The sequence below is a fragment of the Macrococcus animalis genome (assembly GCF_047425875.1).
Classification (GTDB): Bacteria; Bacillota; Bacilli; order Staphylococcales; family Staphylococcaceae; genus Macrococcoides; species Macrococcoides animalis.
The window spans coordinates 1,721,648-1,743,608 of the sequence record NZ_CP179727.1; the positions used below are offsets into that span (position 1 = coordinate 1,721,648).

Sequence of the window (21,961 nt, forward strand, 5' to 3'; positions counted from 1 at the left end):
AAAAAAAGTAATATTTCCATATAGCACGTAAGTCTTATAAAATTTTATGAATTACATCAAGGAAGTGATATAATAAAGTGTTGAAAATAGGAGGTTAATATGAAAAAATTTGCTGCTAAAAATATAGCGAAAGCTGCGAGACGATTAAGCATTATGGCTGGTAAGCGTGGAACGGATTTACCAGGACAAATTGCCAGAAAAATCGATCCACAAATATTAAAAAAATTAAGTTCTGAAGTCGAAGAAGTTGTATTCATTTCAGGTACGAATGGAAAAACGACCACTAGTAATTTAATTGGACATACTTTAAAACAAAATAATATTAATATCATTCATAATACTGAAGGTGCAAATATGGCTGCTGGGATTACTTCTAGTTTCATCGTACAATCGTCTAAAAATACTAAGTTAGCGATTATTGAAATTGATGAAGGTTCTATTCCACGTGTGTTAAAAGAAATGACACCAACGAAAATGGTTTTTACAAATTTCTTTCGTGATCAAATGGACCGTTTTGGAGAAATTGATATTTTAGTTGATAGAATTGCTGATAATATTAAAGGAAAGGGTATCGAGTTAATTCTAAATGCAGATGATCCGTTTGTTTCACGATTAAAGATCGCCAGTAATAAAGTGACGTACTATGGAATGAAAGATCATATTCATGACTTTGAAGAAAGTACGATGATTGAAAGTAAGTATTGTCCGAACTGTGGAGCAATGCTAGATTATCACTGGATTCATTATAATCAAATCGGTCATTATACATGTACTTGTGGTTTCGACCGCAACACACCTAAATACGAAGTCGAAGCATTAACAGAAACACCATTTTTAAATCCTACAATCAATGGTCACACTTACAATATGAAGATTGCTGGCGACTTTAATGTATTTAATATTATTGCAGCGTATGCTGTATTACGTGAATTAGGTTTGAATGATCAATCGATAGAAAAAGGGTTCTTAACATACTCAAGTGATAATGGTCGTATGCAAAACTTCACAAGAGGAAACAAACAAGCGATTATTAACTTAGCGAAAAATCCAGCAGGGTTAAATGCAAGTTTATCAGTAGGTGAAAAGATTCAAGGTGAGAAGTCTTATATTATTTCCCTTAATGATAATGGTGCAGATGGACGCGATATTTCATGGATTTGGGATGCAGATTTTGAAAAACTTGCGCGCCAAAATATTCCATACATTATGTGTACAGGTAATCGTGCAGAAGAGATTGCCTTGCGCTTAAAATATGCTGAAATTGATGCTGAAATTGAAGTAAATCAAAATATTAAAGCAGCAACTGAAACAATACTAAAACGACCAGAATATACAGTTTGTATCCCAAACTATACATCGTTAGAACCGATGCACCAGGCATTAAATGCATATTTTGAAGGAGGTAAAGTCAATGAATAGAGCAATCGAAATATTCCACTTTATGCCGGATAAACTGAATTTATATGGTGATATCGGAAATATTATTGCACTGAAACAACGTGCGAAATGGCGTGGATTAGACGTTAAAATAACGGACATTAACTCAACACAAGGCATTAAAATTAGTGATGCAGATATTTTATTTATCGGTGGCGGAAGTGACCGTGAACAAAAGATTGCTACAGATGAGCTTTTTCGAGTAAAAGATGATTTTAAAGCCGCCATTGAAGACGGTATGCCAGCACTCACAATTTGTGGAGGCTATCAATTCTTAGGTGAAAAATATGTGACGCCTGACGGTAATGAGCTTAAAGGATTACATATTTTAGACTTCTATACAGAATCTAAAAAAGACCGTTTAACAGGGAATATTGTTTTAGAATCAGATACGTTCGGCCAAATTGTAGGTTTTGAGAACCACGGTGGTAGAACATATCATGATTATAATACATTAGGCCGTGTGGTGAGCGGATATGGTAATAATGATACCGATAAAAAAGAAGGCATTCATTATAAGAATTTATTAGGGACATATCTACATGGTCCAATCTTACCGAAGAACCATGAAATTACGGACTACTTATTAAAACAAGCTTGTGAGCGTATCGGAATGGATTTTCCTGCGATTCAACTAGATAATAGTGTAGAAGAAGCAGCGAAGCAAGTGATCGTCAAACGATTAATGGAAGAGAAAAAATAGCATAAAGATTATTGTTGGCACGGTTCTTTTTAGAATCGTGCCATTTTTATGATTTTGGCACGAAAATAATGAAAAGTGTGCCAAATCCTTTGCTTTGGCACGAAATGAAAAGATCTCGTGCCATTTTTATGTGACAAATTATCAAACTCTTTTAAAGATGTATTTAAAATACTACTTTAAAGTGTATAATCAACCTATAAGTTCTTGGGAGGGGTTTGGATGATTGACTATAACGAGAAACCATTTATCGTCATTTGGGAAGTAACGAGAGCGTGTGAATTACATTGCTTGCACTGTAGAGCTGAAGCACAAATTAATCGTAATCCTTATGAGTTATCGACGGATGAAGGGAAAGCATTAATCGATGATATTGCAAAAATGGATGGACCGATGCTTGTCTTCACAGGTGGTGATCCACTGATGCGTGATGACATCTTTGAATTATCAGCATATGCGGTAGAACGTGGCGTTCGTGTTTCTATGACACCGAGTGCGACACCCAATGTTACAAAAGAGAATATGGAACGTGCAAAAAATGTGGGTCTATCTCGTTGGGCTTTCAGTATTGATGGCCCGAATAAAGAAATCCACGACCACTTCCGAGGAACAGAAGGCAGCTTTGATTTAACAATAAACGCAATACAGTATTTAAAAGAACTGGAAATGCCACTACAAATTAATACAGTGATAAGTCGTTACAATATTGATTACTTAGAAGAAATGGCGCAAATGGTTGAAGAATTAGGATGTGTATTATGGTCAGTATTCTTCTTAGTACCGACAGGACGTGGGAAAGAAAGTGATATGGTCACACCTGCACAACATGAAGCGGTATTTCGATATTTAAACAAATTGCGTAAAACTGCATCATTCGGTATTAAGACTACTTCGGCACAGCATTATCGAAGAGTGGTATTGCAAGAACAAATTCGTGAAATGAAAAAAGCAGGTACATTCGATGCAATTAAATATGAAGACAGCTTAACGTCAATGGATATTAACACGATTGATGGATTAGGACGTGCACCTAAAGGCGTTAATGATGGTAACGGGTTTGTCTTCGTATCACATTTAGGACATGTTTATCCGAGCGGTTTACTCCCTGTTTCATGTGGAAACATTAGACACAAAGCATTAAGTGAAATATATGTACAATCACCAATTTTACAAAACTTACGTAATCCTGATCTTTTCAAAGGTAAATGTGGAATGTGTGAATTTAGATATGTTTGCGGTGGTTCTAGAAGTAGAGCCTATGCAGTTACAGGCGACTTAATGGAGTCCGAACCGTATTGTGTATATCAACCTAAAGCTTGGATTCAGCATAAACGAAAGATAAAAGAAGTAAGTAAATAAAAAATAATTATTAAATTAATCGGAGGAATATATAATGATTACAAAAGACATGCTCGTTTCAGACATCGTAAAACAATCACCGAAAGCAGCAGATATTTTTAGAAGTAACCGCATTGACTTCTGTTGTGGTGGAAATATTCCATTAACTGAAGCAATTAATGAGAAGAGTAAATCGCTTGATGCATTATTAGAAGAAATTAACGCTTTAGATAATGGCAGTGAAGGGACTTTAGACGTGCAATATCTAGATAATGCTGCACTGATTAATTACATCCAAAACAAATTCCATAAGCCACTTGCTGAAGAATTTAAAAACTTAATGCCATACGTTACAAAAGTTTCTAAAGTTCATGGGGAACGTCATCCTCATTTATTAGAATTAAAAGACCTTACGATGAAATTACGTGATGAGTTATTAGATCATACAAAAGATGAAGATGAAAATGTATTCCCATTAGTCATTGATTATACAAATAATCCGACAGAGGAATTAAAAGCTGAACTTGCACCACATATCGCAGAACTTGAAACAGAGCATGACGGTGCAGGAAATATATTAAAACGCATGCGTGAAATCACATCTGATTTTACACCACCAATGGACGCATGTGGAACATTCAGAGTAGTATACCAACGCCTAGCAATGCTTGAACGCGATACATTCCAACATGTACATTTAGAAAATAATGTTTTGTTTGAGAGAATTAAATAGTTAATTCATATTATTGAACAAAAAGAAACAAGTCACGTATTATACTAGACTTGTTTCTTTTTGTTTGGATGATCATTTAGCAAACGATTAATCATAAGTAGTTCATAAATGTAATGACTTTTCATTTGATTGTCATCAAACTCAGTTAAGAATTTGACACTATTTTTCAGTATGCTTAGAGAAGGTTTGTCAGGCTTATAAGTTCTGTCATCACCGAATGTTTTAAATGATTGCATCAAATGATTTAATGCTGTTTTTTCTTCATTTGACATTACAAACTCAGTCCCGTTTGGTATAAGAATCATATGATTAATATGCAATTGAATAAGGCGATTAACATCTAAGCGATGACGTAATCGTGTCAATTCATATTCAACTTCTAAATTTTTGTGGAAATGCATTTCTTCTTTTTCATAAGCGAGTAGAGTATCAATTTTGGCTATTAGTTTATTCGTTTGTTCCATCATAGGTAGAGTGCCACTTAAATCCGCAAGATTCGCATTTATTTCAGTAGAACGTTTAATTAACATTGTCATTAACTTCGTCTCTAAAATATCCATTAGACTAGCGATTTGAGTGTGGTACTTTGGTGGTAAAACAAAGAAATTTACAATCGTAGCAGTAGATAAACCAATCGTTGTAGTTGCTAACCGAGAGAAAAAGTTAAAGGCAAAGTCTTGATGAATATTTGGGACCATGGCAACAGCAGTAAGGCTTGCTACGAGCATACCGTCATAAAGCTTTAGTTTATAACAAATAAATAGAGTAACGGTTGCTGCGATACTGTAACTAAGGGCAGAGTCACCTAAGAAATAAGTGCTCATCACTGCAATAAATGCACCAAGTATTGAAGCTGGAAATCTAACAAATGCTTTTTTAAGAGAAGCACGTGCGGTGGGTTCGATTGTTACAATCGAAGTGATTACTGCGAATATGGGTGGTAAGTTGAAGAACTGACAAATGATTGCAGTTAAAAAAGTTGCGAGCCCTGTTTTTATCGTTCGTGCACCTATTATTTTTTTAGTCCATTTGATTTTCATTGTATCAATCCAATTTTTAAAAGTAGTATACTGTCTAATCTTTGTTATAATAAACAGTGACGAATATATGATATGTTTAATATACAAATTAATCAATACATTTGTATGAAATTGATATATATTTTACTTATCATCTATTATTAATAAACTAAAGTGAAAGAAGAGATAACCATGATTGTAACTTCAGAAAAAGATTTACAAGGATTAAAAGAAATAGGCAGAATTGTTGCTATAATTCGTGATGAATTGAAGAATCAAGCGAAGCCAGGTATGACAACAAAAGAATTAGATAATATCGCTAAAGACTTATTTGAACAATATGGAGCAAAGTCTGCACCAATTACTGAATATGACTTCCCTGGATATACTTGTATTAGCGTAAACGAAGAAGTAGCACATGGCATACCAGGCACACGTGTTATTAATGATGGAGATTTGGTTAATGTTGACGTTTCAGCCTGTAAGGATGGCTACTATTCTGACACAGGTATCTCGTTTGTAGTCGGAGAAGTGAATAATCCATTAAAACAAAAAGTAGTGGACTGTGCTGAAATGGCATTCAATGAAGCGATGACGAAAATTAAGCCAGGTGCTAAATTAAGTAACATCGGTCGTGCAGTCAATGCAACAGCACGTAAAAATGGCTTAACAGTTATTAAAAATCTAACTGGCCACGGAATAGGCAAAAGCTTACATGAAGAGCCAAAACATATTATGAACTATTATGATCCAATGGACAAAACGCTACTAAAAGAAGGCATGGTACTTGCTGTAGAGCCTTTCATTTCTTCTAAAGCAACGATTGTATCAGATGGTAAAGATGAGTGGGCATTTGAAACGAAAGATAGAAGTTTCGTAGCACAAATCGAACATACGTTAGTTGTTACTAAAGATGGTCCATTACTTTTAACACAATTAGAAGACTAAACATACTACTTAAGTTGTAGTCATTAATCATTCCACGGACGCTTAAAAGTTCGTGGAATTTTTTCTATAATGATAAGACTACGATAAGAATGGGGTATGCATATGCAATCAATTAAGCATTATTTAAACAACACTGTCAAAACCTGCGTTCAAAACTTTATGTACTTTAAAACTGCTACAGCATATAAACGATTAGCTGATATTAATGTATTAAAGCACTTAAAACAAAATGAAATGAAACAGTTAAATTTAGAAAAAGAAAAAATTCAAATCAAACTTGAAACACATGAAATTATGCCAACTGAACATTTGAAAAATAATCGTCAACCATTAATAAATAAAATCAATACAATCGACAATGATATTGATGAAATCGAATCGTTATTGTTAAACTTAGAAGAAGAAAAAAGAAATATTCAGTACGAAATACTATTATTATCAAATGTAAAATAACGAGGATGTGAATACGTGAAACAAATTGTAAATTCAGAAATGTTGATTATCTTTTTTACTTTGATATTATTATCGAATTTATATTATATATTCTTCGTCAAGATAGGGATGCTGTTGGTTATTGTTGTAGCTATAGCACTTATTTATTTAAGTCAAAACATGAAAGAGAACCTACGTGGACTCATAATTTTATGGATAGGGCTAATCATGTTGATGTTTGGATTATTATCGAATCCTTATACGTTAATCGTCTTATTTTGTTTTATTGTTATTGTCGCGATTCGCTATATTATTTACAAACGTCAACCGATGAAAGTGATTCAAACGGAAGAAAATATGATGGTCATTAGTAAACAATCTTTGTTTAGCTTTCAGTCAACACCAGATAAAGTTTATAAATTCGAAGATATAAACCTCCAACATGTTGTGGGAGATATAAATATCGATTTAAGCCAGGCTGCAAACTTAAAAGAAATGAATATCGTAGTTGTACGCAATATGATTGGTAAAACGACTATTACTGTACCTCATCACTATCAAGTCAAAGTAGATTATACGACGATGTATGGTCAGCTCAATATTCAAGATGCGTATAGTAAAAAGGCGAGAAATGAAAGGCTGACTTATGAAACGGAAGCATACCCAAATAAAGTGGTAATAAAGCTATTTGTTTCTTCAATCGTAGGTGATTTAGAGGTGCAATACCGATGAACAATTACACACGAATGATTGGATCTTTACTCATACTCGTCTATAGTCTTGCGATTATTTTTTTTGTACTAGATCGTATTTTTGTTAATATTATCTATTTTCAAGGTATGTTTTATACTCAAATTGTTGGCGTGCCGGCCATTTTATTTTTAAATGTGATTGTCATCCTTGCGTGTATTATTATGGGATCAATTCTCGCCTATAGACAAAACGAACAATATACAGATATTCAAGAAATGATTGTACGTTTAGGAGATGGTGAAAAGATAAAAATTAATAATTTAAATCAAGACATTGAAGTATTAGAAATTATGAAAACATTGGAAAATGTAAGTGTTATGATTGAAGATGTGAAACGCCAAAATCAATTGGTCATTAATGATGTTCATCAACTTAATGAAGAGACGGTTAAACAAATTGTAGAAGAAGAACGTCAACGTCTTGCTCGAGAATTACACGATTCTGTTAGTCAGCAATTGTTTGCGGCAAGTATGATGTTATCTGCTTTAAAGTCAGCGGAACACGAGATACAAGTAAAAAAACAACTTTCATTACTGGAAAAAATGTTGCACGAATCTCAACAAGAAATGCGTGCACTATTATTGCATTTAAGACCTGTAGGATTAAAGAATAAAACTTTGGAACAAGGATTAACGCAATTAATTAAAGAATTAAAACAAAAGATTCCGTTAAATATAACAACGGACTTAGAAGAAATCGTATTAGAAAAAGGAATAGAAGATCACTTGTTTAGAATCGCTCAAGAATCAATTTCGAATACGTTAAGACATGCGAAAGCAGAGAATATTACGATAGAATTATTTAAAGCTAATAACAGGGTGATATTACGTATTACAGATGACGGTATTGGATTTGATATAAATCAAGTTGATGATACCAGATATGGTTTACATACGATGAAAGAAAGAGCACTAGAAATTGGCGGCACATGCCAAGTGATATCAGCACCACAATCAGGAACACGAGTAGAAGTGAAAGTTCCGATAAAGGAGGACTAACATGCGCGTATTATTTGTAGATGATCATGAAATGGTTAGAATCGGTATATCAAGTTATTTATCAATGCAAGAGAACATTGAAATTATTGGTGAAGCAAGTAACGGTAAAGAAGGTATAGAAAAGACGTTAGCTTTAAAACCAGACATCGTATTGATGGATATGGTAATGGATGAAATGGACGGTATTGAAGCGACGACGCAAATTAAAGCACAAATGCCAGCAGTGAAAGTAATTATGTTGACGAGTTTCATAGAAGATAAAGAAGTCTATCGTGCGTTAGATGCAGGAGTAGATAGTTACATATTAAAGACGAGTAGTGCAGAAGAAATACGTGATGCGATATATAAAACACATGATGGCGAAACGGTATTCGAAAAGGAAGTCATGGCGAAGATGCGCTATCGAATGAATCAGAAAGCAGAATTACATGAAATGCTAACAGAACGAGAAAAAGAGATATTATTGCTTATTGCTAAAGGTTATTCAAACCAAGAAATAGCAGATGCGAGTCACATTACGATTAAAACGGTAAAAACACATGTGAGTAATATTTTAAGCAAATTAGAAGTTCAAGATAGAACTCAAGCAGTAATCTATGCATTTCAGCATGACCTTATAGAATAATTACCGAACAAGCTTTTTTATTTCAATTTAGCAAACAAACGGAGGATAGCTCTGCTATCCTCCGTTTGTTATTTCACCATATTTTTATATCCATCAACTAATAATTCAAGTTCACCAGTATGCGGATCAATGACTAACCCGTGCACAGGAACTGATTTATCAAATAGTGGATGATTGTATACTAAGTCAACATTATGAAACACATTGTCAGATACATCATTAAACCCACCAATGAAATTATTCACATTTATTCCAGCATGATTTAATGTATCTATTGTATCTTGCTTTATTCCTCGAGTAATCATTGTTTCCATTACTTTATCTGCATCAATTTGACACATCCCACAATCTTTATGCCCCATAATAATAATTTCTTCTGCACCAAGTGCGTAGATTCCAACTAATAAACTTTTCATTGTTGAACCATATGGATGTGTAATTGTTGCACCGGCATTCTTAACGACTTTAACATCGCCATTTTTAAGTCCTAAAGCTTTGTGAGAAAGCTCTTGAAGTCTCGTGTCCATACAAGTAAGTATAACGGCTTTCATTTTCGGTTTCTTAGATGTTTTATACACTTCATACTCTTTGTTTTCAACGAACTTCTTGTTGTACTCTAGAATGCTTGACAATAATGACATAATTTTACCTCGATTTCTTGATATTTTTGTTATATTAAGTGTCTAATTTATCTTTATGAATAATCGCATTAATTTGAGATCCAATGATGATAATGAATCCAGTTAAATATAACCAAAGCATTAATACGATGACCCCTCCGATACTACCATATGTCTTAGAGTAGTTAGAGAAGTTATTTACATAATATCCAAATAAGAAACTTGCTCCTAACCACACAATTGTAGCAAATAAAGCGCCAGGTAGTACAGATTTAATCTTTAATTTAAGGTTAGGTGCAATTGCATAAAGTGTAGTAAACACGATGAATGTCACTAGGATAGGTAAAACGACTTTGATTAAATTGAATACCCATTTAAATTGCGATTCTAGCCCTAAATGGCCAAATAAATAATTACCAATCTGTTCACCGAATACTGGTAATGCTAGTGCGATACCGAATACTAGTACCATTACAATTGTGAATAATACGCTTAATAACTTAGCAATGATTGGATTTCTTGCATCTTCAACTTCATATGACACATTAAATGCATTCATTAAAGCTGTCATACCATTCGAAGCTGACCATAGTGCAGCGATTAAACCGAATGATAGTAATCCACCGTTTGCATTACTCATAACGTCATTAATAATTCCAGTAATCATCTTTGCAGTATCACCGGGTGCGTTTTGTGAAATCATATTAGTAATAGTTTCTGGCTTTACTTTAAATAATGGTATTAAAGTTAACAAGAAGATTAACATTGGGAATAAAGACAATAAGAAGTAGTAAGCAAGTTGTGCTGACAATCCTGCAGCATCATCTTTACCTATTCTAAATAATAACTTATTTAGAAAATTACCGTTTTCTTTATATTTTGCAGGTTTATTAATTTTAGAAACATAGAAAGTTTCATTTTCTTTTTTAGGTTGTTTCGTTTGGAACTTTTGATTAGACACATAATTTTCATCATTTTTGTTAATAGTACTTTTTTTATTTTCACCATCTAAATGATTTGACTCAGGACTATTTGCGGCCTGAGTCAAAAATTTAGAAGTGCTTTTATTATCTTTCGACATATTATCACCTCATAAAAATATTAAATTATTAAAGAAAACTAGCCGTTTGGACCAGAAATTTTCTTTTGGTTACGCTTTTCGATAAATGTATCTTTCGCATCTAGAATAGCTTTTTCTAATTCTGGATTATTACGACGAATTTCTTCAATTGTGTTTTTCCAATATAATAACTCGTCTTTTAAACTTTTTGCTTTAGCTTTCGTTGATGGTGCTGGTGTTAAACCATTTTCTTTTTTGGTTTGAACTTGATTCTTTACTGATGAACGTGTTTTTTTATCGATCATAGATACAGCAGCACCGATTACAGCACCAGCAATTGTTGCAGGGATTAATTTGTTATTCATGTTCTTCTCCTCCTAATAATTAAGAAATAGTGTTTATCACACCTATTAATCATTATATAGCCATTATTGGTGATTGATAAACAAAGAATATTGAAATTATAAAAAAAATATATTATTCATTTTTTGAATAGTTTGATAAAATAGAATTTGTATGGAAAATTAAAACTAGAAGGTGTGTATAATGAATAAAGAACAGATGATAAATGAAATCATCCAGAAATTAAAATTGGTTAATGTAGGTGTGATTAACCCTGAATCAATTGATGATAATAAAATGGATGATTTACGTGATATTCATGCAATGGTATCGAAACGAGATAGTTTTTCTCCGAGTGAGATGAGTGCATTAACAGAAGCTCTAGGACAATTAAGAAAATAGTAATAACATAATAGGCATATCATAAAAGGGGATTAGATTATGAAATTATATAAAGAAGAACAATTAAAAAAATATGCTGAATTACTTGTAAAAGTAGGAATGAACGTACAAAAAAATCAACGTGTATATATTCGTGCAACAGTTGATGCAAAAGATTTTGTACACATGATTGTTGAAGAGGCATATAAAGCGGGTTCAAGTGATGTTAAGGTTAACTATGCAGATGATCGTTTAGCACAATTAAACTTTAAATACCGTGATCAATCTGCATTTGAATCAGTTCCTCAATATCAAATCGATGAACGCATGGATTATGCGAAAGACTATGCTGCGCAACTTGCATTAATCTCATCAAGCCCTGAAAATTTGAAAGATGCAGATCCTGCAAAAGTTTCAGCTAATATGAAAGCTTATGGTGCAGGGTTTAAAGAATATATGAAGATGATGCAATCAGATCAGTTTGCTTGGACGGTTGCAGCGTATCCGTCATATGAATGGGCTAAACTGGTATTTCCTGAGTTAGATGAAGAAATGGCATTTGAAAAATTATTAGATGCAATTTTAGAATCAGTAAGGATGAATGCCGAGGATCCAGTTCAAGCATGGGTTGAACACAACGATAACTTACATACAAAAGCGGATTATCTAAATAAAAAGGCATATGTAGCATTACATTATAAAGCGCCAGGAACAGACTTAAAAGTTGGTCTGCCAAAAGGTCATATTTGGAGTGGTGCTTCAAGTACTAGTAAAGATGGCGTATCTTTCATGGCTAATATGCCAACTGAAGAAGTATTTAGCGTACCGCATAAAGATGAAGTGGATGGTACAGTATCAAGTACGTTACCACTAAGCTATGGTGGTAATATTATTGATGAATTTACTTTAACATTTAAAAACGGTGTCGTTGTTGATTTTGATGCAAAAGTGGGTAAAGACATTTTAGAAGGTTTATTAAATTCAGATGAACATGCAAGACGTTTAGGTGAAGTAGCGTTAGTGCCTCATGATTCGCCAATTTCAAATTCTAAAATTTTATATTATAATACATTATTCGATGAAAATGCATCTTGTCACTTAGCTTTAGGTTCTGCTTATCCGTTCTGCATTGAAGGTGGAAAAGAAATGAGTGATGAAGAGCTTGCGGCAAATGGATTGAATAATTCTATAACACATGAAGATTTCATGATTGGATCATCTGAAATGAATATTATGGGCATTACATCTGATGGTCAGGAAGAGCCAATATTTGTGAATGGAAATTGGGCGTTTTAATTTTGAATATAAAATGATATGATTATATTATTATTGATTTAAGAGGAGGATGGGCATGTCAGTACCTATGATGTGGTTAGTAGTTATTGCGTTCTTATTTACAATTTTTGGATTCGGCGCTTACCTTATGTTAGCTTTGATTAGTGCGTTTGATTCTAAAGAGGCAGATATTATCGATACACCTGAAGAAGCATTAGAAAAGAAAGTATTTGCTGACGACCTGCATTAATTGAAAGAACTAGAGATAGGAAACTATCTCTTTTTATTTTGCAATAAATCATCTATCATTATAGTAATAATGGAAAAGAATCGAGGAAAGAAAATGACAGAACGATTAAAAAAGACGATGAATGAATCAAAGACTATAAAAACAAAACAAATCTTCCCTACGGATACGAATCATCATCACACATTATTTGGTGGTAAATTAATGGCATTAATTGATGACGTTGCAAGTATTGCTGCAACGAGACACTGTGCACGCTCTGTCGTAACAGCAAGTACGGATTCAGTGGATTTCTTAAAGCCGATTAGACCTGGAGAAGTGGTGACACTTGAAGCAATAGTAACTTATACAGGAACATCATCATTAGAAGTGTGTGTACAAGTCATTTCTGAAAACATTATTCAACAAACGAAACAACTTGCTGCGATTAGTTTTTTAACATTTGTCGCACTAGACGAACAAAATAAACCTGTTGTTGTTCCTGAAGTTGTCCCTGAGACAGAAGATCAAATGTGGTTAAATACAACAGGTGAAGAACGTGCAGAATTCAGGAAAAGTAGAAGAAGTAAGAGTAAAGAATTACTGAGTTTTTTTGAGAAAAATATTGAAATTTAGTGAGACAAGGGACGCCTTATATCGATCCCTTATCGAAAATAAAAATACCTTTCAAATCACGCTTGATTGAAAGGTATTTTTATTATGTCACTAGATGTGCAAACGAGTTGCCCTTTAATGTTTATGTATTTCATTAACTACTAAAAATTCGACTTCTTTTTCAGTGAAATTATACCAATAATGTGGTTCGTGAGCATTAAACATATATGATGCTCCAGGTTGTAACTCAAGGCGTTCTGTACCTACCGTTAGTGTAAGTATCCCTTTGATACAATAAATAAATTCAACACCGGCATGCTGACTCGAATCATTTTGGCTAGCACCAGGTTGTAAAACTACGCGAATAGGTGTGAAAGCACCAGGAACACCATTGGATAAATTCTGATATGTAAATGAATTGGTAAGTTCTGAAGGATCCAGTGATTCTTTCTCTATTGTAGTTGTATGGAAAAAATAACTTGGATGAATTTCTAAAGCATCTGCGATTTTACGGAGTGAAGCCATCGTTGCACTGCATTTATTCGTTTCAAGCTGTGATAGGAAAGCAATTGAAACTCCTGTTTCATCAGATATAAATTTTAGTGTTTTGTTTTGTTTCTTGCGAATTTCGCGAATTTTTTCCCCAATTGTCATGAAATACCCCCCTATAATATACTTTATATACTATTATACATTAAATTATTAATTAAATAATAAGAATATTTTAAAAAAACTAATTATTAATAAAAAAAGCCCGAAATGGGCTTTTTTAGTCTTATGATGAATATTAATTTCGGTTCATCCTAATTTGGTTTGATTTAAAATTTACATCTGGGTAGTACATATTTTTAACGAGTAAGTTCGGTCCTAAACATTTTACTTTGGGACAGTGACAGTTGAGTGATTGATTTAACTCACTTGCTTTCCACTTGTCATAAATGGTTTGTAATGGTGTCTTAATGATGTTTTCGATAGTTCCTGTTTCATCACCAAAGTCAGTAACAATAACGTCACCAGTAAATACATTCACGTTAAGTCTTGAACGGCCGTCAGGGTCATTTCTTACAGTAACGTTCTTCGCGTTATTCACTTCATTTAAAAATGCTAAATCGTCTTGATTTATTGAACAAGGTAATATCGGTAACGTCCCAAATAACATCCAAGTTTCTTGATTTCTAAAAGAAAGTAATTGTCTAATCGCAGCTTTGGTTTCTTCTATCGTTAGGACATTTAAATCACTAGCAAAGTCAGAAGGGTACATTGGGTGAACTTCGTGGCGTGCGCATTTCATATCATTAACTATTTCGTGATGAATCTTCTCTAAATACGGAAGTGTACTTTTATTCAACATCGTTTCAGCAGAGACAAACATGCCAGCTTCAGATAATTTACGGGCATTTTCAATCATTTGTTCATATAATCTATAGCGGGAAGGAAGTGGAGGTTTCTTATCCATCACATGGAAACCAACTTCCGCAAATGCATCAATTGTTCCCCAGTTATGAGAAATATGCATTACATCAACTAAATCTATAATCGGTTCATAGCGCTCATAATTGATTGTTAAATTTGAATTCATTTGTGTATAAATACCACGTTGCTGAGCGTATTTTAATATAGGAATAACTGTTTCTTTTATAGATTTCTTAGAGAACATTGGTTCTCCGCCAGTAACACTTAAAGTCGATAAATATTCAACTTCATCAAGACGTTTGAAGATGGATTTCATATCTATCGTGTCTGGGTCTTTGAGTTGTAATGTATAGCCGACAGCGCAATGGGCACAACGCATATTACATAATGTTGTTGTTGTAAATTCAATATTTGAAAGTTTTGTCTCACCATATTTTTGGACATCATTATATGCTTCCCATGGGTCGTTATCAATCGAAATCTTTTCTTTCAAATGTAGCATATTTAGCCTTCTTTCCAATAATCGTCTTTTTCTATTATGAACATGTGAGAATGTTTGTCAATAATAAATACATTGAAAGTTTGTTGAATATGTTACATAATGAATACATTCAAGATAATTATAAGGAGCGTATTATGACTAAAGATTCTTTAGAAGAAATTAAAGTAAAGTTAACTGATTTTATGGAGACAATCGAATCTGTTAATCCAGAAACAACAGATATCAATGATATTGATGAGTGGTTAAGTATTTTAGATCAGTTAGAAGAGAAAGTTAAATCTATTCAACAATAAGGAGATAAGTAATGGCAGATATCCAAGTAAAAGTCGGTCAGCAGTTTCCTTTAACTATTAAAAGACTCGGCATTAATGGCGAGGGAATAGGTTATTTTAAAAGGAAGATTACATTTGTTAAAGGTGCACTACCTGGTGAAGTAATCGTTGCACAAGTAACTGATATTAACAATAAATATTTAGAAGCAAAGATGGTTAAAATTCGTGAAAAATCAAGAGAACGTGTGAAACCATTATGTAATGTGTTTGATTTATGTGGTGGATGTCAATTACAGCATCTATCATACAACGGGCAATTAAAATATAAAAAACAAATCGTTGAAGATGCTATTACGAAATATGCACCACACGTAAAGTTAGATTTAATTAAAGATACTTTAGGTATGGCAAGTCCTTTCGGTTATCGTAATAAGAATCAATTTCCAGTTGAGAAATCTGGACGTAAAATTCGTGCAGGATTATATAAAGAACATTCAAATACGTTGATTGATTTACATGAATGTATCGTACAAGATGATCGTACGATGAAAACAACGAATGAAATCAAGAAGATTATGAGTGAGTTAAATATAGAAGTATGTAAAAATCCTTCTCGTGAATACGGTGTTAGACATATTATTACACGTGTGGCACTAGCAACAGGTGACTTACAAGTCGTATTTGTTACAAATACACGTGACTTAAAAAAACAAGATATGTTGGCTGAACGTGTGATGCGCTTACCTGGTGTGAAAGGTGTTGCTTTAAACATCAATAAAGAAAAAACATCTATTGTTATGGGTAACGAAACAATTGTGATTGCTGGAGATGAAACTATTCGAGAAACTTTACAAGATCACGTTTATGATTTATCAGCAGAAAGTTTCTTTCAATTAAACCCTAAACAAACTGTTGTTCTTTATAAAGAAGTAGAACGTGCAGCAGGACTTACAGGTAAAGAAAATGTTGTTGATGCATTCTGTGGAACAGGTACGATAGGTATCTGGCTAGCAGATAAAGCGAAAGAAGTACGTGGAATGGATACGAATGAAGATGGTATAGTAAATGCGATTTACAACGCAACAGCGAATAACAAGGATAACTGTAAGTTCGAAATCGGTGATGCATCTGATAAGCTCGATGAATGGATTAAAGATGGATTCTATCCGGATGTGATTACAGTGGATCCGCCTCGTACAGGTTTATCTGAAGATACAATACAGTTAATCAATGAAATTAAACCGAAGACATTCGTTTACACAAGTTGTAACCCTTCAACGCTCGCGAAAGATTTAGCGCATTTAACGAAAGCATTCCAAGTGGACTACATTCAACCTGTTGATATGTTCCCACAAACTGCGCAAGTTGAAGCGGTGGTAAGACTTGTACGTAAGAAGAAATTAGGTAGATAAAGCATTGAGAGACTAGGACAATATCCTAGTCTTTTTTATTATCACAAATTTGTGAAGTGACATTCATTGCGATTATTTGGCCGTATAATGGAGTTGAGGTAATCATCATATGGAGGTGTTTGACATGCAACTTGACCATTTGAAAAGAGATATTATAATTACACAGAAAAAGGGACTACCGTTTATATGTGCATCTGTAATGATTTGGGGTTTAATTGCGATAATAGCGAGTTTGGACATTGATATACAACTTAAAAATATTTTGGTCTTTGTTTGTTCAACACCATTAATGCTATTTGCATGGCTATTTGGTAAGGTCTTAAAAGTAGATATCTTTAAAAATGAAAATCCATTAGGTAAATTAGGTTTTATATTCACATTGAACCAAATGATTTATTTGTTAATCGTTATGTGGGTTTTTAATGCTGTACCCGAAAAAATGATAATGGTATACGCAATGGTCTTTGGTGCACATTTATTACCTTATTCATGGCTATATGATTCGAAGATTTATGCGATATTTTCTGTAACGATTCCAGTTATCGCACTTGTATTAGGCAATCTCTATTCAATCAATATTTTACCCATTGCGATGGTCGTGATAGAAATCATCTTTGTAATAGTATTATTTTTAGAAATGAAGCAAGAGTAGCATGTTTTATCATTTTTGAGTCGGGTAAATAATACTATAACGATTTTAGGAGGAATTTATAATGACTAAGAAAATCGCAGTAGTATTAGATAATTTATTTGAAGATGTAGAATTTACAAGTCCAGTTGAAGCATATAAACAAGCAGGACATGAAGTTACAGTGATAGGTAAAGAAGCAGGTAGTACTGTAAAAGGTAAAAAAGAAAATACAGAAATTAAAATAGATAAAAGTATCAGTGATGTGAAACCTGAAGAATTTGATGCATTGTTAATCCCTGGTGGATTTTCTCCAGATTTATTACGTGGTGACGAAGCAGGTCGCTTCGGTACATTCACAAAAGGTTTCGTTGAAAACGAGAAACCAGTGTTCGCAATTTGTCACGGACCACAATTATTAATTGATACAGATTTATTAAAAGGTAAGAAGATGACAAGTTATTTATCAGTTCGCAAAGATTTAGAAAATGCTGGCGCAACAGTCGTTGACGAGTCAGTAGTAGTCGATAGCAATATCGTAACGAGCCGAACACCTGATGATTTAGAAGACTTTAACCGTGAATCATTAGCGCTGCTTCAATAGATGAATTGAGATACCAGCTGACGTGAGTCAGCTGTTTTTTTGTGCAAGCGACAAACACAGTTTATCGCTTGCACAAAAAAACAGCTCATACATCCCAAGACTGATTTTATGCTTTTTCTATCACTTTTAATTCCAAACGGTATAACCTGGTGGTAAGATGAAGATAAGAAAGAGGTGCTTTATCTTGAGAAGAAAAAAGCGTGGTTGTGGTTGTTTTGGATGTTCATCTATCTTACTCATCCCATTATTAATACTCGCATTATATATAGGATTTAACGTGTACAAAGGTTTCCAAGTCGACATTGGAGCACTTCGTACAATAGAGCAAAAAGAAACATTTGTTGCCACAAAAGATATGCAGCCTTACGTGAAAAATGCATTCATTGCAGTCGAAGATAAGCGTTTCAATTCACATGATGGTGTGGATTGGTTTGGTACTGCACGTGCCATAATCGTCTCAATCAAAAATGGTGAGGCATCACAAGGTGGTAGTTCTATTACACAGCAATTAGCAAAAACATATTTCTTTAATAATGAGAAATCTATTTCTAGAAAGATAAAGGAAGTTGTTGTTGCCAAGCGTATTGAGAACAACTATAAGAAAGAAGAGATATTAAGTTATTATTTAAATACGATTTATTTCGGCAATAATCATTACAATATTGAAAGTGCGGCGAATGGCGATTTTAACGCTAGTACGCATAAAGCAAATCAGTATTATCCACAAATTACAGTATTGCAAAGTGCAATCTTAGCAAGTACGATTAATGCGCCGTCATTATACCATCCAGAGGCATATCAAACAGATGAATCACTAAAAACACGCACGAAAGCAACGTTACAAAAGATGCGTGAGCAAAACTTTATCAACGAAACAGAATACAATCAAGCATTGACTGGTTTATAATGAGTATAAGATTAACGCTAAATAATATTTAGCGTTATTTTTATGGAGGTTTTACAATGGAGAAAAAAATCACCAAAATTGAAGTCCAAAAAAATAATAAAGAGCGTTTTAATCTTTATATTAACGGTGAATTTTTCGCAGGGATAGATGCTGCAACCTATGTGTATTTCAACTTAAAAAAAGATTCAATCGTTACTGACGAAGAGCTCATTCAAATAGGTGAATATGATGGTTACCGCGTTGCAATTAATAAAGCGATTCAATATTTATCATATAAAAAGCGTACAGAAAAAGAAGTACGTGATTATTTAACGAAAATTGAATTAAGAACACAAGCTATAAATAAAGCGATAGAATACTGTAAAGTGAATGGCTATATCAATCATGAAGATTATTGTATAAGCTTTATGAATACGCTGATTAATACAACTGATAAAGGGCCGGTTATTTTTGCACAGAAGCTAAAAGAGCTTGGTGTCGAACAACGTTTGATTGATCAATATACGTACAAGTTTGAATCGTTAATCACAGAAGAGCGTATTAGTAAAATTGCAGCTAAAATTACTAAAAAGTATGAAAAAAAACAATCTGGTCGCATGATTCAACAAAAAATAATGCAAACTCTGATTCAAAAAGGGTATAATTTGGATATTGCAAATGATGCATTAAAAAATGTTAGAATAGAAACAAACGACGATGCTTTTCAAAAGAATCTAGAAAAAGAAGTCAATCGTTTATCTAGAAAGCATGAAGGTTTTGAGTTGAAACAAAAAGTCATTCAGAGCATGATGAGAAAAGGATTTGAATACGATACAATAATAGAACGGTTAAAGGATAGTGGAATCGAGTGAATGAAAAAAAATTAATCGAAATGAATGAACATGAATTGCGTGAAGTAGTTGGAACATATCGCGAAAAAGCGCGTAAAGCGGAGACGATGGGTATCGTTAATGAATATGAAGTATGGATGCGTAAAGCATTAATTGCTGAGAGTTATTTGATTGATGTTAACAAAATCGAAATTGGTAAAGTGTATCAATTGGTTGGTAATCAGAAGGAATACTTCAAAGTCGAATATATAAAAGGTGTATTTGTATGGGGATTTAGACTGGGTGCCCAGTTAGACGAAGAAGGGATACCTTTAGCGCTGCTGCAGCTTGATGCTTAAGGAGAGAAGAAATGTCAAATAATATATTAGTAAGACTCGTAAACGTAACAAAGTACTTCCGACATGTAAGCGGATTTTCGAAATTTAGAGATATCATTATGCCTGAATCTAAGAATCATCATGTTGAAGTGAAAGATGTCACAATACATTTATATAAAGGTGAAATTTTAGGATTAGTTGGTTTGCCAAATTCAGGGAAATCGGTTATTGGTAAATTAATTTCTAAAGTAGTAGAACCAAATGAAGGGCGCGTTAAAAATGACCATCCGACATTTTTAGCAAGTCATAACCACATCTTTGATGGGGAGTCGTCAGTGAAGCAATTGATTGAATCTATCTTTTTATCTTACAATTTACCGTTGAATTCTTTTAATGAGAAGAGAAACAACGTTTTAGAGTTCAGTGATTTAAAAGATAAAGAAAAGATTGCGACGAATTCATTATCTACTTTTGAACGTTCAAAGTTAATGATTTCACTTGCTTATTTTTTAAAACCTGATGTTATTATTTTCGATGATTTGTTTCGTCATTTAGATAAGGTGTTTAAAGAAAAATTTGCCATGATACTTGATTTACTTGTTAAAGAGGAGAAATCGATTGTCTTAATTGAGACGGACATTGATTTTATTCAAGAAAAAGCAAATTACATTACGTGGATGAGCCACGGTCAAGTAAGGAAGTCAGGCATACCGAATGAGATTATACCTAGCTACAAAAATTATTTAAAGGATTATGAAAGTTGTCGTAATGATAACGAGCGTGAATTATTTGATTTAAACTATAAAATGGCGCGCTCATTGTCACATGATGAAGGGGATAAATTAAGTCGAATTAAGCGTTACGGTGGCGTTATTGTTGATGAGAATCTACAAAAGTTGCTCACGACAAGTGCACTTGTATTATTTGGAATTGCCTTAATGTTTGTATTATTATTAAATAATATCGGGGTTCCTAGTAAAGCTACGGCAAATGAAGAGACAAGCATTGTAGAGAAACCAAAAAAAGAATATGTTGATAAATATGCTCTTGGTGTTACGAACAAGGAAACAATAATAACGAGTAATGCAAAAGATATAAAATTACCAGCAAATACTGTGTTGACGATTTCAGGATTAAACGATAAAGTATATCGTGTTGATTTTGCGGGTAGTGCGTTAGATGCCAATAAAAAGGATATGACATATATCAATCCGGCAGCGCTTTATGATGAACACACATATAGAGAACTTGAAGATTATATGTATAGTAACTATGTCAATTTTAGAGAGTTCTTCAACGGTTATTTAGGAAAGAAACATAGCACAATTAACCAAGAGCTATATCCAGAAACAAATGACCGTTATAAAGTGAAATTAACAAAAAATAAAATTAATTTACACTTTGATGATATAAATCGTTTGAATGGCATAAGCTTCCCAATAGAGAATGCTGCCGGATTGAAGAAAAAATTTGGCATTCAAACGGATCAATGGATTGTAAAAATTGGAGAGGGATATGGCATTGCAGACTTTACGAAGAATGAATGGCTATATATTCAAATGTAGGTGTGAATC

General features: G+C 33.3%; 27 protein-coding genes. 21 read left to right on the forward strand and 6 right to left on the reverse strand.

What is annotated here, in order from left to right:
- Window positions 1-99: 99 nt before the first annotated feature.
- The 4 genes from ACMGE9_RS08970 to scdA all read left to right on the forward strand — a co-directional run bounded on the left by ACMGE9_RS08970 (window position 100) and on the right by scdA (window position 4,208).
- Window positions 100-1,419 carry a MurT ligase domain-containing protein gene (locus ACMGE9_RS08970; RefSeq protein WP_414042459.1) on the forward strand — a complete coding sequence of 440 codons (1,320 nt, stop codon included), beginning with the start codon at window positions 100-102 and terminating at the stop codon, window positions 1,417-1,419.
- Window positions 1,412-2,140, forward strand: coding sequence for a type 1 glutamine amidotransferase (locus tag ACMGE9_RS08975; RefSeq protein WP_414042460.1), 729 nt, complete (start codon window positions 1,412-1,414; stop codon window positions 2,138-2,140). The genes ACMGE9_RS08970 and ACMGE9_RS08975 overlap by 8 nt, the downstream gene beginning before the upstream one ends.
- A gap of 219 nt (window positions 2,141-2,359) precedes the next feature.
- Complete coding sequence (locus tag ACMGE9_RS08980) at window positions 2,360-3,496, forward strand: TIGR04053 family radical SAM/SPASM domain-containing protein (protein WP_414042461.1); 1,137 nt, start codon at window positions 2,360-2,362, stop codon at window positions 3,494-3,496.
- 34 nt (window positions 3,497-3,530) lie between these two features.
- The gene (gene scdA / locus ACMGE9_RS08985) at window positions 3,531-4,208 is read left to right on the forward strand and encodes an iron-sulfur cluster repair di-iron protein ScdA (RefSeq protein ID WP_414042462.1); all 678 of its coding nucleotides are present in this window, start codon (window positions 3,531-3,533) and stop codon (window positions 4,206-4,208) included.
- A gap of 44 nt (window positions 4,209-4,252) precedes the next feature.
- Here the strand turns inward: scdA and ACMGE9_RS08990 are convergent, their stop codons facing one another.
- Complete coding sequence (locus ACMGE9_RS08990) at window positions 4,253-5,248, reverse strand: FUSC family protein (RefSeq protein ID WP_414042463.1); 996 nt, start codon at window positions 5,246-5,248, stop codon at window positions 4,253-4,255.
- Between the two features lie 171 nt (window positions 5,249-5,419).
- Here ACMGE9_RS08990 and map point away from each other — a divergent pair, with 171 nt between their 5' ends.
- The 5 genes from map to ACMGE9_RS09015 all read left to right on the forward strand — a co-directional run bounded on the left by map (window position 5,420) and on the right by ACMGE9_RS09015 (window position 8,983).
- Window positions 5,420-6,175 carry a type I methionyl aminopeptidase gene (gene map / locus ACMGE9_RS08995; RefSeq protein ID WP_414042464.1) on the forward strand — a complete coding sequence of 252 codons (756 nt, stop codon included), beginning with the start codon at window positions 5,420-5,422 and terminating at the stop codon, window positions 6,173-6,175.
- 102 nt (window positions 6,176-6,277) lie between these two features.
- Window positions 6,278-6,628 (forward strand): hypothetical protein, encoded by a 351-nt coding sequence (locus ACMGE9_RS09000; protein WP_414042465.1) that lies wholly within the window; start codon window positions 6,278-6,280, stop codon window positions 6,626-6,628.
- A gap of 15 nt (window positions 6,629-6,643) precedes the next feature.
- The gene (liaF, locus tag ACMGE9_RS09005; RefSeq protein ID WP_414042466.1) at window positions 6,644-7,339 is read left to right on the forward strand and encodes a cell wall-active antibiotics response protein LiaF; all 696 of its coding nucleotides are present in this window, start codon (window positions 6,644-6,646) and stop codon (window positions 7,337-7,339) included.
- Entirely contained in the window at window positions 7,336-8,358 is a 1,023-nt protein-coding gene (locus ACMGE9_RS09010) for a sensor histidine kinase (RefSeq protein ID WP_414042467.1), read from the forward strand. The genes liaF and ACMGE9_RS09010 overlap by 4 nt, the downstream gene beginning before the upstream one ends.
- 1 nt (window position 8,359) lies before the next feature.
- Window positions 8,360-8,983, forward strand: coding sequence for a response regulator (locus ACMGE9_RS09015; protein ID WP_414042468.1), 624 nt, complete (start codon window positions 8,360-8,362; stop codon window positions 8,981-8,983).
- A 68-nt stretch (window positions 8,984-9,051) separates the two neighbouring features.
- Here ACMGE9_RS09015 and ACMGE9_RS09020 read toward each other — a convergent pair whose 3' ends face one another.
- From ACMGE9_RS09020 to ACMGE9_RS09030, 3 genes are read right to left on the reverse strand one after another with little or no spacing between them, the layout of a single operon-like run.
- Entirely contained in the window at window positions 9,052-9,624 is a 573-nt protein-coding gene (locus tag ACMGE9_RS09020; RefSeq protein WP_414042469.1) for a beta-class carbonic anhydrase, read from the reverse strand.
- 34 nt (window positions 9,625-9,658) lie between these two features.
- Window positions 9,659-10,684, reverse strand: a complete 1,026-nt coding sequence (locus ACMGE9_RS09025) for a YihY/virulence factor BrkB family protein (protein WP_414042470.1) — start codon at window positions 10,682-10,684, stop codon at window positions 9,659-9,661.
- A 38-nt stretch (window positions 10,685-10,722) separates the two neighbouring features.
- On the reverse strand, window positions 10,723-11,028 hold the full coding sequence (locus ACMGE9_RS09030) for a YtxH domain-containing protein (protein ID WP_414042471.1): 306 nt from the start codon (window positions 11,026-11,028) through the stop codon (window positions 10,723-10,725).
- Window positions 11,029-11,209: 181 nt separating this feature from the next.
- Between ACMGE9_RS09030 and ACMGE9_RS09035 the strand changes: the two genes are divergently transcribed.
- The 4 genes from ACMGE9_RS09035 to ACMGE9_RS09050 all read left to right on the forward strand — a co-directional run bounded on the left by ACMGE9_RS09035 (window position 11,210) and on the right by ACMGE9_RS09050 (window position 13,523).
- Window positions 11,210-11,407, forward strand: coding sequence for a DUF1128 domain-containing protein (locus ACMGE9_RS09035; protein WP_414042472.1), 198 nt, complete (start codon window positions 11,210-11,212; stop codon window positions 11,405-11,407).
- Window positions 11,408-11,446: 39 nt separating this feature from the next.
- On the forward strand, window positions 11,447-12,682 hold the full coding sequence (locus ACMGE9_RS09040; protein WP_414042473.1) for an aminopeptidase: 1,236 nt from the start codon (window positions 11,447-11,449) through the stop codon (window positions 12,680-12,682).
- Between the two features lie 55 nt (window positions 12,683-12,737).
- Window positions 12,738-12,911, forward strand: a complete 174-nt coding sequence (locus ACMGE9_RS09045; RefSeq protein WP_414042474.1) for a hypothetical protein — start codon at window positions 12,738-12,740, stop codon at window positions 12,909-12,911.
- 93 nt (window positions 12,912-13,004) lie between these two features.
- Window positions 13,005-13,523, forward strand: a complete 519-nt coding sequence (locus ACMGE9_RS09050) for an acyl-CoA thioesterase (protein ID WP_414042475.1) — start codon at window positions 13,005-13,007, stop codon at window positions 13,521-13,523.
- Between the two features lie 114 nt (window positions 13,524-13,637).
- Here ACMGE9_RS09050 and ACMGE9_RS09055 read toward each other — a convergent pair whose 3' ends face one another.
- Together ACMGE9_RS09055 and yfkAB are read right to left on the reverse strand one after the other, a co-directional pair.
- Window positions 13,638-14,156: a helix-turn-helix domain-containing protein gene (locus tag ACMGE9_RS09055; RefSeq protein WP_414042476.1), complete on the reverse strand. Its 519-nt coding sequence runs from the start codon at window positions 14,154-14,156 to the stop codon at window positions 13,638-13,640.
- Between the two features lie 133 nt (window positions 14,157-14,289).
- Window positions 14,290-15,417 (reverse strand): radical SAM/CxCxxxxC motif protein YfkAB, encoded by a 1,128-nt coding sequence (gene yfkAB, locus ACMGE9_RS09060; RefSeq protein ID WP_414042477.1) that lies wholly within the window; start codon window positions 15,415-15,417, stop codon window positions 14,290-14,292.
- Window positions 15,418-15,551: 134 nt separating this feature from the next.
- Here yfkAB and ACMGE9_RS09065 point away from each other — a divergent pair, with 134 nt between their 5' ends.
- The 8 genes from ACMGE9_RS09065 (at window position 15,552) to ACMGE9_RS09100 (ending at window position 21,952) form a co-directional block, all read left to right on the forward strand.
- Window positions 15,552-15,710 carry an SE1561 family protein gene (locus ACMGE9_RS09065; protein ID WP_414042478.1) on the forward strand — a complete coding sequence of 53 codons (159 nt, stop codon included), beginning with the start codon at window positions 15,552-15,554 and terminating at the stop codon, window positions 15,708-15,710.
- 11 nt (window positions 15,711-15,721) lie between these two features.
- Window positions 15,722-17,101, forward strand: coding sequence for a 23S rRNA (uracil(1939)-C(5))-methyltransferase RlmD (rlmD, locus tag ACMGE9_RS09070; RefSeq protein WP_414042479.1), 1,380 nt, complete (start codon window positions 15,722-15,724; stop codon window positions 17,099-17,101).
- Between the two features lie 124 nt (window positions 17,102-17,225).
- Window positions 17,226-17,753: a DUF7010 family protein gene (locus ACMGE9_RS09075; RefSeq protein WP_414042480.1), complete on the forward strand. Its 528-nt coding sequence runs from the start codon at window positions 17,226-17,228 to the stop codon at window positions 17,751-17,753.
- A gap of 61 nt (window positions 17,754-17,814) precedes the next feature.
- The gene (locus ACMGE9_RS09080; RefSeq protein ID WP_414042481.1) at window positions 17,815-18,333 is read left to right on the forward strand and encodes a type 1 glutamine amidotransferase domain-containing protein; all 519 of its coding nucleotides are present in this window, start codon (window positions 17,815-17,817) and stop codon (window positions 18,331-18,333) included.
- 184 nt (window positions 18,334-18,517) lie between these two features.
- Window positions 18,518-19,240: a glycosyltransferase gene (locus ACMGE9_RS09085; RefSeq protein WP_414042482.1), complete on the forward strand. Its 723-nt coding sequence runs from the start codon at window positions 18,518-18,520 to the stop codon at window positions 19,238-19,240.
- Between the two features lie 56 nt (window positions 19,241-19,296).
- Entirely contained in the window at window positions 19,297-20,091 is a 795-nt protein-coding gene (recX, locus tag ACMGE9_RS09090; protein WP_414042483.1) for a recombination regulator RecX, read from the forward strand.
- Window positions 20,088-20,408 (forward strand): YfhH family protein, encoded by a 321-nt coding sequence (locus tag ACMGE9_RS09095; RefSeq protein ID WP_414042484.1) that lies wholly within the window; start codon window positions 20,088-20,090, stop codon window positions 20,406-20,408. Before recX ends, ACMGE9_RS09095 begins: the two co-directional genes overlap by 4 nt.
- 11 nt (window positions 20,409-20,419) lie before the next feature.
- Window positions 20,420-21,952 (forward strand): ATP-binding cassette domain-containing protein, encoded by a 1,533-nt coding sequence (locus tag ACMGE9_RS09100; RefSeq protein WP_414042485.1) that lies wholly within the window; start codon window positions 20,420-20,422, stop codon window positions 21,950-21,952.
- Window positions 21,953-21,961: the final 9 nt, after the last annotated feature.